Annotated in this window: 10 protein-coding genes; 6 read left to right on the top strand and 4 right to left on the bottom strand. The window is 68.1% G+C overall.

The genetic code is table 11. From position 1 onward, the window contains the following. Positions 1-91: 91 nt before the first annotated feature. The 3 genes from DPM12_RS21965 to DPM12_RS21955 all read right to left on the bottom strand — a co-directional run bounded on the left by DPM12_RS21965 (position 92) and on the right by DPM12_RS21955 (position 4,805). Complete coding sequence (locus DPM12_RS21965; RefSeq protein WP_112260489.1) at positions 92-2,617, bottom strand: DEAD/DEAH box helicase; 2,526 nt, start codon at positions 2,615-2,617, stop codon at positions 92-94. A gap of 135 nt (positions 2,618-2,752) precedes the next feature. Next, positions 2,753-3,601, bottom strand: a complete 849-nt coding sequence (locus DPM12_RS21960; protein ID WP_112260507.1) for a siderophore-interacting protein — start codon at positions 3,599-3,601, stop codon at positions 2,753-2,755. A gap of 175 nt (positions 3,602-3,776) precedes the next feature. Then, positions 3,777-4,805: a LacI family DNA-binding transcriptional regulator gene (locus DPM12_RS21955; RefSeq protein WP_112260488.1), complete on the bottom strand. Its 1,029-nt coding sequence runs from the start codon at positions 4,803-4,805 to the stop codon at positions 3,777-3,779. Positions 4,806-4,960: 155 nt separating this feature from the next. On the opposite strand from DPM12_RS21955, the gene DPM12_RS21950 reads away from it, so the two are divergent. The 5 genes from DPM12_RS21950 to DPM12_RS21930 are packed head-to-tail and all read left to right on the top strand — an operon-like array spanning position 4,961 to position 13,152. Further along, positions 4,961-6,274 (top strand): sugar ABC transporter substrate-binding protein, encoded by a 1,314-nt coding sequence (locus DPM12_RS21950; RefSeq protein WP_112260506.1) that lies wholly within the window; start codon positions 4,961-4,963, stop codon positions 6,272-6,274. Then, positions 6,274-7,995 (top strand): ABC transporter permease subunit, encoded by a 1,722-nt coding sequence (locus DPM12_RS21945; protein ID WP_112260487.1) that lies wholly within the window; start codon positions 6,274-6,276, stop codon positions 7,993-7,995. Before DPM12_RS21950 ends, DPM12_RS21945 begins: the two co-directional genes overlap by 1 nt. Continuing rightward, positions 7,992-8,987 carry a sugar ABC transporter permease gene (locus DPM12_RS21940; RefSeq protein ID WP_112260486.1) on the top strand — a complete coding sequence of 332 codons (996 nt, stop codon included), beginning with the start codon at positions 7,992-7,994 and terminating at the stop codon, positions 8,985-8,987. Before DPM12_RS21945 ends, DPM12_RS21940 begins: the two co-directional genes overlap by 4 nt. Positions 8,988-9,009: 22 nt before the next feature. Continuing rightward, positions 9,010-10,875, top strand: coding sequence for a glycoside hydrolase family 13 protein (locus DPM12_RS21935; protein ID WP_112260505.1), 1,866 nt, complete (start codon positions 9,010-9,012; stop codon positions 10,873-10,875). Between the two features lie 48 nt (positions 10,876-10,923). Next, positions 10,924-13,152 carry an alpha-amylase family glycosyl hydrolase gene (locus tag DPM12_RS21930; protein ID WP_112260485.1) on the top strand — a complete coding sequence of 743 codons (2,229 nt, stop codon included), beginning with the start codon at positions 10,924-10,926 and terminating at the stop codon, positions 13,150-13,152. A gap of 168 nt (positions 13,153-13,320) precedes the next feature. Here DPM12_RS21930 and DPM12_RS21925 read toward each other — a convergent pair whose 3' ends face one another. Next, entirely contained in the window at positions 13,321-14,556 is a 1,236-nt protein-coding gene (locus DPM12_RS21925; protein WP_112260484.1) for a PQQ-dependent sugar dehydrogenase, read from the bottom strand. Between the two features lie 116 nt (positions 14,557-14,672). Between DPM12_RS21925 and DPM12_RS21920 the strand changes: the two genes are divergently transcribed. Beyond that, positions 14,673-15,581 (top strand): 2-hydroxyacid dehydrogenase, encoded by a 909-nt coding sequence (locus DPM12_RS21920; RefSeq protein ID WP_211659231.1) that lies wholly within the window; start codon positions 14,673-14,675, stop codon positions 15,579-15,581. Positions 15,582-15,662: the final 81 nt, after the last annotated feature.

Genomic DNA, 15,662 nt, shown 5'->3' with positions numbered 1-15,662 from the left:
GAAGCCTGTATAGCAGGTCAACTCGTACGGCCCTCGTCTGACAGGGTCGACGGATACTCCGGGATCGATCCCTGACCCGATCCCGCCCGGGTCACAGCTGGCCGGCGTCGGTGATCTCGATAACGGGGTGCCCGGCCTCGTTCGACGCGTCGAAGTCCACCGTCGCGCTGATCCGCCAATCGTGATCACCAGCGGGGTCCTCCAGGATCTGCTGGATCTCCCAATGGTCGGAATGTTCGGTGATGAGGAGCATCTTCGGGCTGCGCGCGTCGGGGCCGATGCCGATGTCCTCGTGTTCGTCGAAGTACGGCTCCAGGGCGTCGGCCCAGGCGTCGGCGTCCCATCCAGACGCCGAGTCCAGTTCGGCCAGCCCGTCCCAGTCCTCGCGTGCGGCGAGCTCCACCCGCCGGAACATGGCGTTGCGCACCGCCACCGTGAAAGCCCTCCGGTTGGCGGTCACCGGACGCGGCGTCTCGGAGCTCGCCGCGCCTGCCGTCTCGGGGCCGGCGTCGCGGGCGAGCGCGTCGGGATTCTGGAGCCGTTCCCACTCGTCGAGCAGGCTGGAGTCCACCTGCCGTACCAGCTCGCCCAGCCACTCGATCAGGTCGGTGAGCTCTTCGGTGCGGATCTCGTCGGGAACGGTCTGGCGCATCGCGCGATAGGCGTCGGCCAGGTAGCGCAGCACCAGTCCTTCGGACCGGGCGAGCTCGTAGTAGCGCACGTACTCGCCGAAACTGCGTCCCTGTTCGTAGAGATCGCGGGCGACGGATTTCGGGGAGAGCTCGTGGTCGGCCACCCACGGGTTGCTCTGCCGGTAGGTCTCGAAGGCAGCATGCAGCAACTCGTCGAGCGGCCTGGGGTAGGTGATGTCTTCGAGCAGCTCCATGCGCTCGTCGTACTCGATGCCGTCGGCCTTCATCTCCGCGATTGCCTCGCCGCGTGCCTTGTTCTGCTGCGCGGCGAGCACCTGACGCGGATCGTCGAGCGTCGACTCGACGACGGAGAGCACGTCTAGGGCGTAACTCGGCGACTCCGGGTCGAGCAGCTCGAACGCCGCCAGGGCGAACGGGGAGAGCGGCTGGTTGAGCGCGAAATCCGACTGCGGATCCACGGTGAGCCGGACGACGCGGCCATCGTCGTCAGGTTCGTCGAGGCGCTCGATGACACCCGATTGCAGCAGCGCCCGGTAGACGGCGATGGCCCGGCGGATGTGGCGTCGCTGCGCAGGACGGGACTCGTGATTGTCGGTGAGCAGGGTGCGCATCGCCTCGAACGCGTTGCCGGGGCGGCCGGCGACACCGAGGACCATCGCATGCGTCACCGCGAAACTCGACGTCAACGGCTCGGGAGCGGAGTCAACGAGGCGCTGGAAGGTCTTCTCGCTCCACGAGACGAAGCCGTCGGGTGGCTTCTTGCGGGTGACCTTGCGGCGTTTCTTGGGATCGTCCCCGGCTTTGGCCAGCGCCTTCTCGTTCTCGATGACGTGCTCCGGCGCCTGGACAATGACCTCGCCGACGGTGTCGTACCCGGCGCGCCCGGCACGGCCGGAAATCTGATGAAACTCCCGCGCGGTGAGATGCCGGGTCCTGGTTCCGTCGAACTTGGTCAACCCCGAAAGCACGACGGTGCGGATCGGCACGTTGATCCCGACGCCGAGAGTGTCCGTCCCGCAGATGACCTTCAGCAGGCCGGCCTGGGTGAGCCGCTCAACCAGGCGCCGGTACTTCGGCAGCATTCCGGCGTGGTGCACGCCGATGCCGTGGCGTACCAGCCGGTTGAGCGTCTTGCCGAACCCGGCATGGAACCGGAAGCCGCCGATCTCTTCCGCGATCCGGTCCCGTTCGGCCCGGCTGGCGACGTTGACGCTGGTGAGGGACTGTGCGCGTTCGATCGCGGACGCCTGGGTGAAGTGGACGACGTAGACCGGAGCGCGGTGGGTGGACAGCAGCTCGTCGAGCAGTTCGTGGATGGAGTCGGTGGAGTAGGAATAGGTCAGGGGGACGGGACGGGTGGTGGAGGCGACGACGGCGACGTCGCGGCCGGTGCGTCGTCGTAAATCCTTCTCGAAGAAGCTGACGTCGCCGAGCGTCGCCGACATCAGCAGGAACTGCGTATTGGGCAACTCCAGCAGCGGGACTTGCCAGGCCCAGCCGCGCTGCGGATCGGCGTAGAAGTGGAACTCATCCATGACGACCTGGCCGACGTCGGCATTCGCGCCGTCGCGCAGGGCGATCTGCGCGAGGATCTCGGCCGTGCAGCAGATGACGGGCGCGGTGGCGTTCACGCTGGAGTCGCCGGTCATCATCCCGACGTTGTCGGCACCGAACGTCTCGATGAGATCGAAGAACTTCTCCGAAACCAGCGCCTTGAGCGGCGCGGTGTAGAACGTGCGCTGGCCCGTGCTCAGCGCGGCGAAGTGCGCACCGACCGCGACTAGGCTCTTGCCCGAACCGGTGGGCGTGTTCAGGATGACGTGCGAGCCCGAGACCAGTTCGATCAGGGCGTCCTGCTGCGCCGTGTACAGATCGAATCCCTGCTCGGCCGCCCACCTGGTGAAGGCGTCGTAGAGCTCGTCGGGATCGGAGTCGGCGGCGAGTGGTGTCAGTCTGGTCGGCATAGCAATCCGCACCAGGCTACCGTGTGCCGCTGCCGGTGCGGTCAGGCGAGAACGGCATGGCAGCCGGTGCGGTCAGGCGAGAACGGCATGGCAGCCGGTGCGGTCAGGCGGGAATGGCGTGGCGGCGCGGTGTGGTCAGGCGAGAATGGCGTCGCTGCCGCGGGCACGTTCGGTCTTCTTCCAGGCCTGGAAGTCGTCCTCGACCATCCCGGCACGCCAGTACCCGGACAGCGAGAGCAACTCCCGTGGCACCTCGCGTTCGTCGAGGAAGTACCGGCGCAGCCCCTTGACCAGGCCGGCCTCTCCGTGAACGAACACCTGAGCGGTGCCGGGCAGCCACGGGTCGGCCTTGACGGCCTCGATGAGGCGGCTGGGATCGCCGGGTGGGGCGCCGTCGCGGTGCAGCCACGTGATGGTGGCGTCGGCCTTGGTGGGCAGCGGGAGCTCTTCGGCGGCGTCGGCAACCTCGATGATGACATGGACCGGCACCCCGTCGGGCATGGCTTCGAGCGCGGAGGCGATGGCCGGGAGGGCGGCTTCGTCGCCGGCCAGCAGGTGCCAGTCCGCGTGCGGGCTGGGGGCGTAGGCGCCGCTGGGACCGAAGAAGCTGATCTCGTCACCGGGCTGGGCGCTGGCTGCCCATGGTGCGGCGATGCCGCTGTCCCCGTGGAGCACGAAGTCGATGGCGATCTCGCCGGCGGCGGTGTCGACGTAGCGGACGGTGTAGGTGCGGGTGACCGGCCAGTGCTCGGGTGGCATGGAGGCGCGGACCTCGGCGATGTCCATGGGGTTCGGGTACTCGACGTCCGGGCTGAGGAAGAGCAGCTTAACGTAGCGGTCGGTGTATTCGTTGGTGACGAAGTCGGCGAAGCCCGGACCACCGGCGACAACGCGCACCATGTGCGGGGTGAGCCACTCGGTGCGCACCACCTGGAGCCGGGTGATGTGGCGGGCGCGCCGGGTGCGGCGGTCGCTTTCGGCCATATTCGCCAGCCTATCCGGAGCCGGCGGCGACGACCGAACCACCTCCGCATTGCCCCACGTCCGAATGATCATGTTTGGTACGTTTCCTCGGGCCGTAATACGTCTGCAGACGTGGTATGGCCCGAGGAAACGTACCAAACATGATCATTCGGAAAGCGGGCGTTTCCGCGGGTGATCATTCTGAGGCGGCGGGTGCTCGGGTTGATGGCGGGGGTGCGGTAGTACCCCGGATGCGCAGCGAGGGCCGGAACACCGACGTCGGGAGCTGGCGGCCCGGTTCGGCGGCGAGTACCCGGATTGTCTCGATCGCGGTGCGGGCCATCTCGTCGATCGGGTGCTCGACGGTGGTGAGCGGCGGGTTGGCCCAGCTCCCGGCTTCTACGCCGTCGAAGCCGATGACGGAGAGATCGCCGGGAACCTTCAGCCCGAGCTCAGCGGCCTCCTGCAGGACCCCCATGGCCATCAGGTCGCTCCCGCAGATCACCGCCGTGGGCCGCCGCTCTCCGAGACCCGCGAAGTAGCGCAGGGCGACCCGCCCGCCGTCGACGGAGAAATCGGCCATGACCTGCGTTCCGTAGTCGGCCAGGCCGGCGGCTTCGAGGGCGCCGCGCCACCCTGCGATGCGCTCGCTGGCCGGCGGCAGCCGCTCGGACTGCGCCATCAGGCCGATGCGCTGGTGGCCGAGCTGGATCAGGTGCTCGGTGGCGAGCCTCGTGCCTAGCTGCTCATCGGTGAGCACGACGCCGGCGTGCGCCGAGGGGAGGATCTCGTTCATGAGGACGACGGGAAACCGGCGCGAGAACAGGCGGTCGAACAGCTCGTGGTCCTCGCGTCGCTGGGTGACCTGTGTGGACACGAAGACCATGCCGGTGGCGTCGAGGTCGAGGAGCTGGTGGGCGTAGGCCTGCTCGCGCTTGTCCTGCCACGTGTTGTTGCAGATCACGCACGCCAGATCGGCAGCGGCGGCGGAGGTCTCCAGCGCGTGCGCGAAGGCGGGGAAGATCGGGTTCACCAGTTCGGGGACGTGGACACCGATGAGCCCGGTGGCTGAGCGCTGGCCGGGATGGACGTAGAGCAACTCTTGCATTGCTTGTTCGACGCGCAGGCGAGTGTCGGCACGGACGTCCGCGCTGCCCGTGGCGACGCGTGACGCGGTGGCGACGCTGACGCCTGCCCGCTGCGCTACCTGTCGGAGACTGGCCATCTCGCCTTCCCGAAACGTGTTACATCCACGGGCAGTGTAAGTGTTACCGAAATAATGCGCCAGACCGGTATTGACGGCGAGCTAACCCGCCTCTAGCCTGCGAATATATTTCACGAGAGTGAAACATGTTACATCCCTGAAGGAGGGTCCGGATGATGGGCAGACGAAGCCGTCACGGCTTACCAGCCGTCGCGCTCGGCGTGGTGATGGTCCTGGCCGCGTGCGGCAGCGGAAGCGACGACGAGGCGTCCGACGAGGCCACGGCTGGCGGCACCGGTAACGCCTCTGATGAAGGGAACGACGACGCGGAAGGCGAGCCGGAAAGCGCGAGCGAGGGCCGGCTCCTCATCTGGGCCGACAACCAGCGCGCGCCGGTGCTCGAACCGTTCGCCGAGAGTTTCGGCGACGAGTACGGCATCGAGGTGGAGGTCGCGGCGATCGCCGAAGATCTGGAGAGCCGCTTCGTGGAGGCGGCAATCTCGGGGGAAGGACCGGACGTGGTCGTCACGGCACACGATCACATCGGGAACTTCGTGCAGAACGGCGTCATCGATCCGATCGACCTGAGCGAAGACCAGCGCCAGCTCTTCGACGAGGTGGCGATCGACGTGGCCACGTTCGAGGGTCAGCTCTACGCCGTGCCCTACGCGGTGGAGAACCTCGCCCTGGTGCGCAACACCGATCTCGCCCCGGAAGTTCCCGAGTCCATCGAGGAACTCGTGGCGACCGGTCAAGAACTCGTCGACGACGGCGAGGCGAGCGAGATCATGTCGTTGCAGGTCGGCGAGGAGGGCGACTGGTACCACATGTACCCGCTGGTCACCTCGGCCGGTGGCTACCTGTTCGGCCGGGACGACGACGGCGAGTACGACCCCGACGACCTCGGACTCGACAGCCCGGAAACGGTCGACGCCTTCAAACGCATTCGCGAGCTCGGCGAGTCCGGCACGGGCGCGTTGAAGCGCAGCATCGACGGTGACAACTCGCGCGATTTCTTCGTCAATGGCGAGACCGCGTTTCACGTCACCGGCCCGTGGTCGATCGCCGACATCCGAGCCTCGGACGTTCCCTACGAGGTCAGCGCCATACCGGGCTTCGAAGGTGAAGGGCCTGCCCGTCCGTTCCTCGGCGTCCAGGCGTTCTTCGTCGCCAGCGCGGGGCAGAACAAGGCGCTGGCCCAGGAGCTCGTCACCAACTACTTCAGCCAGCCCGACGTCGCGTTGGCGCTGTACGAGTCCGAACCACGCCCGCCGGCGCTGCTCGAAGCGCTGGAGCAGGTCTCGGCGGACGACCCGGACATCGCCGGCTTCTCGGAGGCGGCGCGGGATGCGGACCCGATGCCGCTCATCCCGGAGATGGGTGCGGTGTGGGAGCCGGCCGGCATCGCGTCGGCGTCCATCGTCGGCGGCGAGGACGTCGAACCGGCACTCGACGCGGCGGCCGAGACGATCCGGTCGGTCACTGACTGATGCCGCACGGGCCGGACACGGCGAAGGGGAGGGAGACGCCGGGGACGCCGGGCACTCCTGGGACTCCGGGCGCTCCGGGCACGCCGGCGACTCCAGGGACTCCGGGCACCCCGGGCGGGTCGAATGCGCCGCGCGCCCGCGTCGTGCGCGATGCGGTGCGGGATGCCCTGCGCTCTCGCACGGGCGGATCGCTGGGTGCCGTGGTCGCGAAGGTCACGGTGCTCGGCCTCGCGCTGGCGCTCGCGGTGGCGGGGGCGTTTCCGCTCGTCGACGCGGGGAACTGGCTGGGGCTGCTCCTGCTGGCCGGCATCGCGGCAGTGATCTTCTGGATCTACCTGTCCAAGCGCAAGTTCCCGGCCAAGTTCCTGCTGCCCGGCACGTTGCTGCTGCTCGTGTTCCAGCTGTTCCCGATCGCCTACACCGTCCAGGTGGCATTCACCAACTACGGTGACGCGCATCGCGGCAGCAAGGAACACGCGATCGCCGCGATCGAGAGCACGAACCTGGAGCAGGTCCCGGGGTCGTCGCGGTACGTGCTGAGTGTCGCGACCGACGACGATCCGGCCACCGGCCGCCTGGCGTTCTTCCTCACCGACCCGGACACCGACGAGATCCTGCTGGGCACCGAGGACGACGGCGTCACACCCGTGTCACCGGCCGAGGTGCAGCTCGACGACACCGGACAGGTGATTGACGCCGACGGCTGGACCGTTCTCACCGGCCAGCAACTGGCCGCACGCGGCGGCGAGTTGGCCGACATGCGGATCCCGACCGATGACGGCGCCATCACCAGCCAGGGCCTCACCGCCGCGGTCGAGCTGCGCGCCGTGCGCGAGTACGACGCGGGGTGTGACTGCATCCGGGATCGCGAGACCGGGCAGGTCTGGTACGCGGACGACGACGAGGGATATTTCGTCGGCGAGGGCGGCCACCGTCTCGCGCAGGGCTGGCGCGTCGTCGTCGGCGCGGACAACTTCCTCTCGGTCGTCACCGACCCGGTGATCCGCGACTACTTCGTCGGGATCCTGGCGTGGAACGTCACGTTCGCGTTCGTCGTGGTGGCCAGCACGTTCTTCCTCGGTCTCGGGGTCGCGCTGTTGTTGAACAACGCGCGGCTGCGGATGCGGCGCGGGTATCGGGTGCTGGTGGTGCTGCCGTACGCGATGCCGGCGTTCGCCATGCTGCTGGTCTGGCGTGACCTGTTCAACCGGGATTTCGGGCTGATCAACCAGTTGCTCGGCATGAACGTCGACTGGCTGGGCGATCCGTGGATGGCCAGGCTCGCCGTGCTGATCATCCAGTTGTGGCTGGGCTATCCGTACATGTTCCTCATCTGCACGGGGGCGCTGCAGGCCCTGCCGCGCGAGATGTTCGAGTCCGCGGAGATCGACGGCGCGGGCCGGTGGCGAACCTTCACGACGATCACGGTGCCGTTGCTGATGGTGGCGGTGGCGCCGCTGCTGATCGCGTCGTTCGCGTACAACTTCAACAACTTCAACGCCATCCACCTGACGACGGGTGGAGGGCCTTTCGATCCGGAGAACCCGCGGGCTGGAGCAACGGACCTGCTGATCAGCTACACCTACCGGCTGGCCTTCGGCAGCGGGGCCGCCGAGTTCGGCTTCGCGGCGGCGGTGTCGATCTACATCTTCGGGATCGTGGCGCTGATCTCGTGGGCCGGCTTCCGCCGGAGCCGACGGCTTGAGGAGGTGTACCGATGACCGCGTCGACGACGCCCGGCGGTGCACCTGCCGGCCAGCCGGCGGGCGGATCCGCGAGTGCGCCCACGACGGGTGGCCCTACGACGGGTGGCCCTACGGCCGGTGCACCACCAACGGGTGCACCGGTAGCCGTCGTCGGCCGCCGGCGACGGGATCGCCGCTGGGAGAGCGGCCTGCGGCACGCGTTCGCGATCGCTGCCGTCTGTTTCGCGATCTTCCCGATCGTCTTCGTCGTCTCGGCGGCGCTCAACCCGGTGGGCACGCTGAGCTCGTCCGAGCTGGTTCCAACGCAGGTGTCCGGGGAGAACTTCACAGAACTCTTCCGCACGACGCCGTTCGCGCACTGGTTCTGGAACTCCATCCTGGTCTCGGGACTGTCGTCGGCGGTCAGCATCTTCGTGTCGGCCTGTGCCGCCTACGCGTTCAGCCGCCTGCGGTTCACCGGGCGGCGCCCGGGGCTGATGTTCCTGTTGCTGGTCCAGATGTTTCCGACCTTCCTGGCCATCGTCGCGCTCTTCCTCATGTTCACCGAGATCGGCAACTACTACCCCGTGATCGGGCTCAACTCGATCTGGGGGCTGATGCTGCTGTATCTCGGGGGAGCGCTGGGGGCGAACACGTGGCTGATGAAGGGCTTCTTCGACACCGTTCCGAAGGAGCTGGACGAGGCCGCCCGCGTGGACGGCGCCTCGCACGCGAAGGTGTTCTTTCAGATCATCTTCCCGCTGGTGTCGCCGATCCTCGCGGTGACCGTGCTGCTCTCGTTCATCGCGACGATCAACGAGTTCATCATCGCCAGCCTGTTTCTCACCGACCGGCACGCGCAGACGCTCGCTGTCGGCTTGTACGGGCTGGTCTCGGCAGACCGGAACCAGAACTTCGGTCTGTTCGCGGCCGGGACGCTGCTGACGGCGATCCCGACGGTCGCGCTCTTCTTTTTCCTGCAGAAATACATCGTCGGCGGGCTGGCTGCCGGCGCAGTGAAGGGATGAACACACACGTATGACGCTCGACATGCTGGATCTACCGCACCATGACGGCTCGGCTCGCTACGTCGGCACGCAGGCACCGGATCTGGGTGACGTGGTGCCGGTGATCGTGGACGTGCCGGACAGCTTTCCCGTCACGGGAGTGTGGGTCCGCAGCGTATTGGACGGGGAACCGGTGTTCACCAAGGCCAGGCCGGATCAGCGGACCGCGGCGGGAACCCGGTGGCTGGCCGAGTTGCGGATGCGCAACCCGGTGACGTCGTACCGGTTCCTGCTGGCCACCGCCGACGGCTATCGCTGGCTCACGGCTGCCGGGCTGGTGGATCACGACGTTCCCGACGCCACCGACTTCCTGCTCACTACCTACGCCGCGCCGCCGGACTGGGCGCTGGACGCGGTGATCTACCAGGTCTATCCGGACCGGTTCGCCCGCTCGGCTGCGGCAGCCGGGCGCGACGTGCCCGAATGGGCGGAGCCGGCCGACTGGGACGAGCCGGTGACACCGCACGGGCCGATGTCCGGACGGCAACTGTTCGGTGGCGACCTGGACGGCATTGTCGAGCACCTGGATCACGTCGCCGACCTGGGCGTCAACACGCTCTACCTCACGCCGATCTTTCCCGCCGGGTCCAGCCACCGCTACGACGCGTCGGCCTTCGACCGCGTCGACCCCCTGCTCGGCGGCGACGCCGCGTTGGAACGGCTGTCGGCTGCCGTGCACGAGCGGGGATGGCGGCTGATGGGCGACCTGACCACGAACCACTGCGGCAGCGACCATCCGTGGTTCACCACGGCCATGAACGACCCGGACAGCGCCGAGCGCGCGTTCTTCTACATCGAAAACGACGGGTCGTACACCAGCTGGTGGGACGTGCCGTCGATGCCGAAGTTCGATCACTCCAGCGAGGAGTTGCGGGCGCGGCTGCTCGACGGGCCGGCATCGGTCACCGGGCGCTGGCTGCGCCCGCCCTATGCCCTGGACGGGTGGCGCGTCGACGTCGCCAACATGACCGGCCGGCGTGCCGCCGACGACCACGCGCACGAGGTGGCCCGGACGATGCGCGGCACGCTCGCTGCGACGCGGCCGGATGCGCTGCTGATCGCCGAGCACAACCACGACGCCTCCGCGGATCTGCTCGGGGACGGCTGGCACGGCGCGATGAACTACCCGGGGTTCACCCGGCCGATCTGGTCGTGGCTGCGCCACCCGGACGTCGAGCTCCCGTTCCTGGGAGTGCCTACCCACATTCCCCGCTGGGGAGGGGCCGCGGCGGTGGCCACCATGCGGGCATTCGCCGCCCGGGTGCCCTGGCGCTCGTACATCCACTCGTGGAGCCTGCTGGGCTCGCACGACACGGCGCGGATCCGCACCGTCGTGCGGGATCCGGCGATCCAGGCCGTGGCGGCGGGCATGCTGTTCACGCTGCCCGGCATCCCGATGATCTTCGCCGGGGACGAGATCGGCTTGGAGGGAGAGTTCGGCGAGGACGCGCGCCGGCCCATGCCGTGGCAGCGTCCCGGCTCGTGGGATCGCGCGACGCTCGAACGCTACCGCGATTTGATCCGGCTGCGGCGTACCCAGCCTGCCCTGCGACGCGGCGGTCTGCGCTGGGTGTGCGCCACCGCCGACTGCGTGGCCTGCCTGCGGGAGAGCCCGGAGCAGCGGCTGCTCATCATGGCCAGCCGGGCGCCCGCGACGCCGCCCCGCGTGCCCGCCGCGCCCCTCGGGCTGGCGCCGCGTTCGTCGGCGGCCGGTTCGTCGGCGGGCATGGCGGCGGGCGCGTCGGCGGAGTGCGTGTACGGCGATGGTCCGGCACTTCGGGCCGACGACGACGGCCTGGTGACGCTTCCCGGCGACGGACCCGGCGTCGTCGTGTGGTCGTTGCCGTGAACAAGAGCGCGGGGGAGTGAAGATATCGGTACCGCGAGAGGAGTCAGGATGAAACCACGCGGTCTTCTCGTCGGGGCGGTCACCGTCGGTCTCGTAGCGGCGGTGAGCACCTCGGCTCCAGCTGAACGCGCTGCGTCGGCGGCCAGCACCACCGACGGCGCCACCGGCAACACGGCGGACACCGCGGCGGGCAGCGCTGTGAACAGCACGGCGGATAGCGCGGACTACAAGGGAGACCTGTGCTATCAGGTCCTCACCGACCGGTTCGCCGACGGCAACACCAGCAACAACGACCCGGACAAGAGCCCGGGGCTGTACGATTCCACCAAGACGGACTGGCGCATGTACTGGGGTGGCGACTTCGCCGGGCTGACGGAGAAGCTCGACTACCTTGACGAGCTGGGCGTCGGCGCGTTGTGGATCTCCCCGCCGATGGACAACGTCGACGCCGAAACCGACGCGGGTGCGGCCTACCACGGTTACTGGGCGCGCGACTTCAAGGCTCCGGAAGAACACTTCGGGACGTGGCAGGAGTTCGACACGCTGGTCGCGGAAGCACACGCGCGGGGCATCAAGGTGGTCGTCGATTTCGCGCCGAACCACACGAGCCCGCACGACACCGACACGCCCGGTTACGCCGAGCAGGGCGCGCTCTATGACGACGGCGAGTACGTCGCGAGCTATGCCGATGACCCGGACTGGTACTTCAACCACAACGGCGGGGTCGACGACTGGAACGATCGCTACCAGGTCCGGTATCACAACCTGTACGATCTCTCCGACCTGCGGCAGGAGTCGTCGTTCGTGGACGGCTACATGCGCGATGCGACAACGGTGTGGCTGGACGGCCACGACGTCGACGGTGTCCGGGTCGACGCCGTGAAGCACATGCCGCTGTGGTGGCAGCAGAGCTGGGCCGACCACCTGTACGGCCTCGGGCCGAGTTTCGCGTTCGGGGAGTGGTACCTCGAAGGTCCTTCCGACCCGCACTGGGACGACTACGTGCGATTCACCAACCGGACCGGGATCAGCACGCTCGACTTCACCCTGAACACCACCGTGCGCGACGTGTTCGCGGCCGACTCGGCGAGCATGTACGACCTGCGGGACACGCTGGGCGTGCTCGATGCGGAGATCGACTACCCGGAGAACCTCATCACGTTCCTGGACAACCACGACATGAGCAGGTTCCTGACGGAGAACGACGATCACACGAGGCTGCATCAGGCACTCGCGTTCCTGCTGACCGTGCGCGGGACACCGTGCGTGTACTACGGCACGGAGCAGTATCTGCACGAGGACACCGACGGCGGCGAGGATCCCTACAACCGCCCGTGGATGTCGTCGTTCGACACCGGCACGCCGGCGTTCGACCTGATTTCCACGCTGTCCGGGCTGCGCGGCGAGCAGCCCGCGGTGCAGTACGGAACGCACACGTCGCGATGGATCAACGACGACGTCTACATCTACGAGCGGCAGTTCTTCGACGACGTCGTCCTCGTTGCTGTCAACCGGAACCTGGACACGTCGTACTCGATCACCGGGCTGGAGACGCGGCTCGCGGCAGGCACGTACGACGACTATCTGTCCGGGTCCTTCGGCGGTGTCTCGATCTCGGTCGGTTCCGGCAGCGGCGATCGCGCCGTGAGTGACTTCGAGCTGCCGGCCGGCTCGGTGTCGGTGTGGTCCTACCGGGCATCGGAGTCGGGTGAGCCGGCCGGGCCGCAGGTGGGCTCGGTGGGGCCGACGCTCACCAGGCCCGGTAACACCGTCGTCGTCGACGGGCAGGGATTCGGCACCCAGGCCGGCGCGGTGACCGTCGGCGGCGTGGCGGCCGACGTGCAGAGCTGGTCCGCGGAGCAGATCGAGCTGACCGTTCCCGATGTCACCTCCGGGATCACGGCCGTGCAGGTGGAGACGGCGGACGGCGTGGTCTCGAACGAGTACGACGTGCAGGTGCTGTCGGGGCGGCAGGTACCGGTGGTGTTCGAAGTGGAGAATTGCACCACGGACCTCGGGGAGAATTGCTACGTCACCGGTGATGCCTGGGAGCTCGGAGAGTGGCAGGCGACGCCGGATCGGGCGATCGGTCCGATGCACCCGCCGGAATATCCCGACTGGTTCGTCACGGCGTCCTTGCCCGCATGCGAGACGGTGGAGCTGAAGTTCGTCAAGATCGACGGCGCGGGGAACGCGACCTGGGAGGGCGGGTCGAACCACGTGTATGACGTGCCCTGCGATGGCGTCGGGCACTTCGCCGCGACGTGGCGTGACTAGCTTGCGGCGGCTGCCATGGCCAGCTCGCCTGCTGCGGCTGCCACGGCCGTGCACCTGAGACGGCTGCCACGCCAGAGCGTACGGTAAACGGCTTTCTCGGGCCGTGACACGTCTACAGGCGTGTTACGGCCCGGGAAAACGTACCAAACATGATCATTCGGTGGGTGGTTATTCGGGGGCGGACTGTTCGAGGGTGACGCGGAGGATGCGGTCGTCTCCGTCGCGCGGGTCACCGCGGCCGTCGGTGTTGTTCGTCAGTACCCAGAGGGTCCCGTCGGGGGCGATGACGGCGTCGCGCAGCCGTCCCCGGTCGTCGATGTACTGGGCAGGTTCCGCGACATCCTCGTCGGAGACGGGGATCTGCCACAGCCGCTCACCACGCAGCGAGGCCATGAACAGGGTCTCGCCAAAGTAGGCGAGCCCGCTGGGTGAGGCCTCCTCCACCGGCCACTCGTACACCGGGTCGACGAACCGTTCGTCGCCGGCGATGCCGTCGACCTCGGGCCAGCCGTAGTTCTCGCCGGGCTCGATGAGGTTGAGCTCGTCCACCGTGTCCGGGCCGAACTCGCTGGCCCACAAGCGGCCCTCCTCGTCAAAGGCCAGCCCCTGCACGTTGCGGTGACCATAGGAATAGACCGGCGAATCGTCGAACGGGTTGTCCTCGGGGACGTCGCCCTCCGGGGTGACGCGCAAGATCGCGCCCTCCGGGGTGTCCGGGTCCTGGGCGCGCGGTCCCTCGCCGGCATCGCCGGTGGACACGTAGAGCATGCCGTCGGGACCGAAGGCCAGCCGACCGCCGTTGTGGAAGGGGTGAGCCGAGATCCCGTCGACGACGGTCTCGAACTCGCCGAACTCCTCGCCGTCGAACGTCGTGCGTACCACCCGGTTCTCCGCACCCATCGTGGCGTAGGCGTACAGGTTCTCCGGTGCGTCCGGATCGAAGGCGATGCCGAGCAGGCCGCCCTCCTCCGTGCCCTCGACGCCGGGAACGTCGCCGATCTCGGTCACGTCGCCGTCCTCGGAGACCTGCACGATAGTGCCCTCGTCGCGCTGCGAGACCAGCGGATCGCCGCCGTCCGGCGGGAAAGCGATGCTCCACGGCGCGTCCAGGCCGGTCACGATGTCGTCGACCTCGTCGGGTTCGAGCGGTCCGGGGACCGGCGTGGGAGGGGGTGACGGGGTTGCCTTCTGTGTGTCCTCCGGTGTCTCGTCCCCGGTGTCGTCGGGTGTTTCGTCCGTTTCGGTGGGTGTCGCGTCGTCGTCCCCGGACGAGGTGTCTTCCTCGTCGGTGTCGCTGCATGCCGCGAGGGCGAGCGTCAGCGCTGCGGTGGTAGCGAGGAGACGAGCGGTGGTGAGACGAGCAGCGAGGAGAGGAGTAGCGCGGAGACGAGAGCTGGTGTTCACGCGCCCATCGTGCCACGCTCGGCGTTCCCTCTCCCATGTTCACCGCGGTAGGTGCCGCACCCGACGTGACGGGCGGCCGGCGATCAACGGGGGAGGGGATGGGTAGGTTGGAAACCGTGACTGGAGTTCTGATCCCTTCGAAGGCCAACAGCGACGCTTTTCCCAGCGGGCTGGACGTGCACGTGTGGGACAGCGGCGACGAGTTGCCGCCCGACGACGTCCTGGAGCGGACCGAGTGCTACGTCATGCCGTACACGTTTGCCCCGGACACCGGCGACATCATCGGCAAGCTGCCCAACGTGAAGATCGTGCAGACGCTGACAGCCGGGTACGAGCACGTGCTGCCCTACCTCCACGACGGGCTGACCCTGTGCAATGCCCGAGGCGTACACGACGCGAGCACGGCCGAGCTCGCCGTGACCCTCACCCTGGCCTCGCTGCGCGGTATTCCCACGTTCGTCGAGGCACGGGCACGCGAGGAATGGGCATTCGGCTGGTATGAGTCGCTGGCGGACAAGACCGTGCTGATCGTCGGCTACGGTGCGATCGGCCAGGCCATCGAGTCCCGTCTCGTCCCGTTCGAGTGTGACGTCCTGCGCGTGGCGCGCACGGCGCGGGATGGCGTCGCCGGGTTTGACGCGCTGCCCGAGCTGGTGGGCCGTAGCGATGTCATCATCGTGATCTGCCCGCTCACGGACGAGACGCGCGGGCTGGTCGGCAAGGAGTTCCTGGCCCGGATGCGAGACGGCGCGCTCCTCGTCAACGTCGCGCGCGGTGGCATCGTCGACACCGACGCCCTGGTGGCAGAGCTGTCCGAGGGCCGGATCCGGGCTGCGCTCGACGTCACCGATCCCGAACCGCCGCCGCCGGGACACGCCCTGTGGCACGTTCCGGGACTGCTGATGTCACCCCACGTCGGCGGCCCCACATCCGCGTTCTGGCCGCGCGCCCGCAGGCTCGTCCGCGACCAGCTGGAACGCTACGCCGCCGGCGAGCCACTGGCCAACGTCGTGATCACCCCTTGACCCGCTGATCATGAACAGTAGTCGACCTATGGGCAGGTTCAATCGGTGCTTGCAATGAGCAGCTGGTTGAGCCGCTGGGTT

It is taken from the genome of Phytoactinopolyspora halophila, assembly GCF_003287285.1.
GTDB lineage: Bacteria > Actinomycetota > Actinomycetes > Jiangellales > Jiangellaceae > Phytoactinopolyspora_A > Phytoactinopolyspora_A halophila.
This window is presented reverse-complemented; position numbering and strand designations above follow the sequence as displayed.

Coding starts and splice junctions, on each gene's coding strand:
- DPM12_RS21965 (WP_112260489.1), bottom strand. CDS start 2,617: ATGCCGACCAGACTGACACCACTCGCCGCCGACTCCGATCCCGACGAG.
- DPM12_RS21960 (WP_112260507.1), bottom strand. CDS start 3,601: ATGGCCGAAAGCGACCGCCGCACCCGGCGCGCCCGCCACATCACCCGG.
- DPM12_RS21955 (WP_112260488.1), bottom strand. CDS start 4,805: ATGGCCAGTCTCCGACAGGTAGCGCAGCGGGCAGGCGTCAGCGTCGCC.
- DPM12_RS21950 (WP_112260506.1), top strand. CDS start 4,961: ATGGGCAGACGAAGCCGTCACGGCTTACCAGCCGTCGCGCTCGGCGTG.
- DPM12_RS21945 (WP_112260487.1), top strand. CDS start 6,274: ATGCCGCACGGGCCGGACACGGCGAAGGGGAGGGAGACGCCGGGGACG.
- DPM12_RS21940 (WP_112260486.1), top strand. CDS start 7,992: ATGACCGCGTCGACGACGCCCGGCGGTGCACCTGCCGGCCAGCCGGCG.
- DPM12_RS21935 (WP_112260505.1), top strand. CDS start 9,010: ATGCTGGATCTACCGCACCATGACGGCTCGGCTCGCTACGTCGGCACG.
- DPM12_RS21930 (WP_112260485.1), top strand. CDS start 10,924: ATGAAACCACGCGGTCTTCTCGTCGGGGCGGTCACCGTCGGTCTCGTA.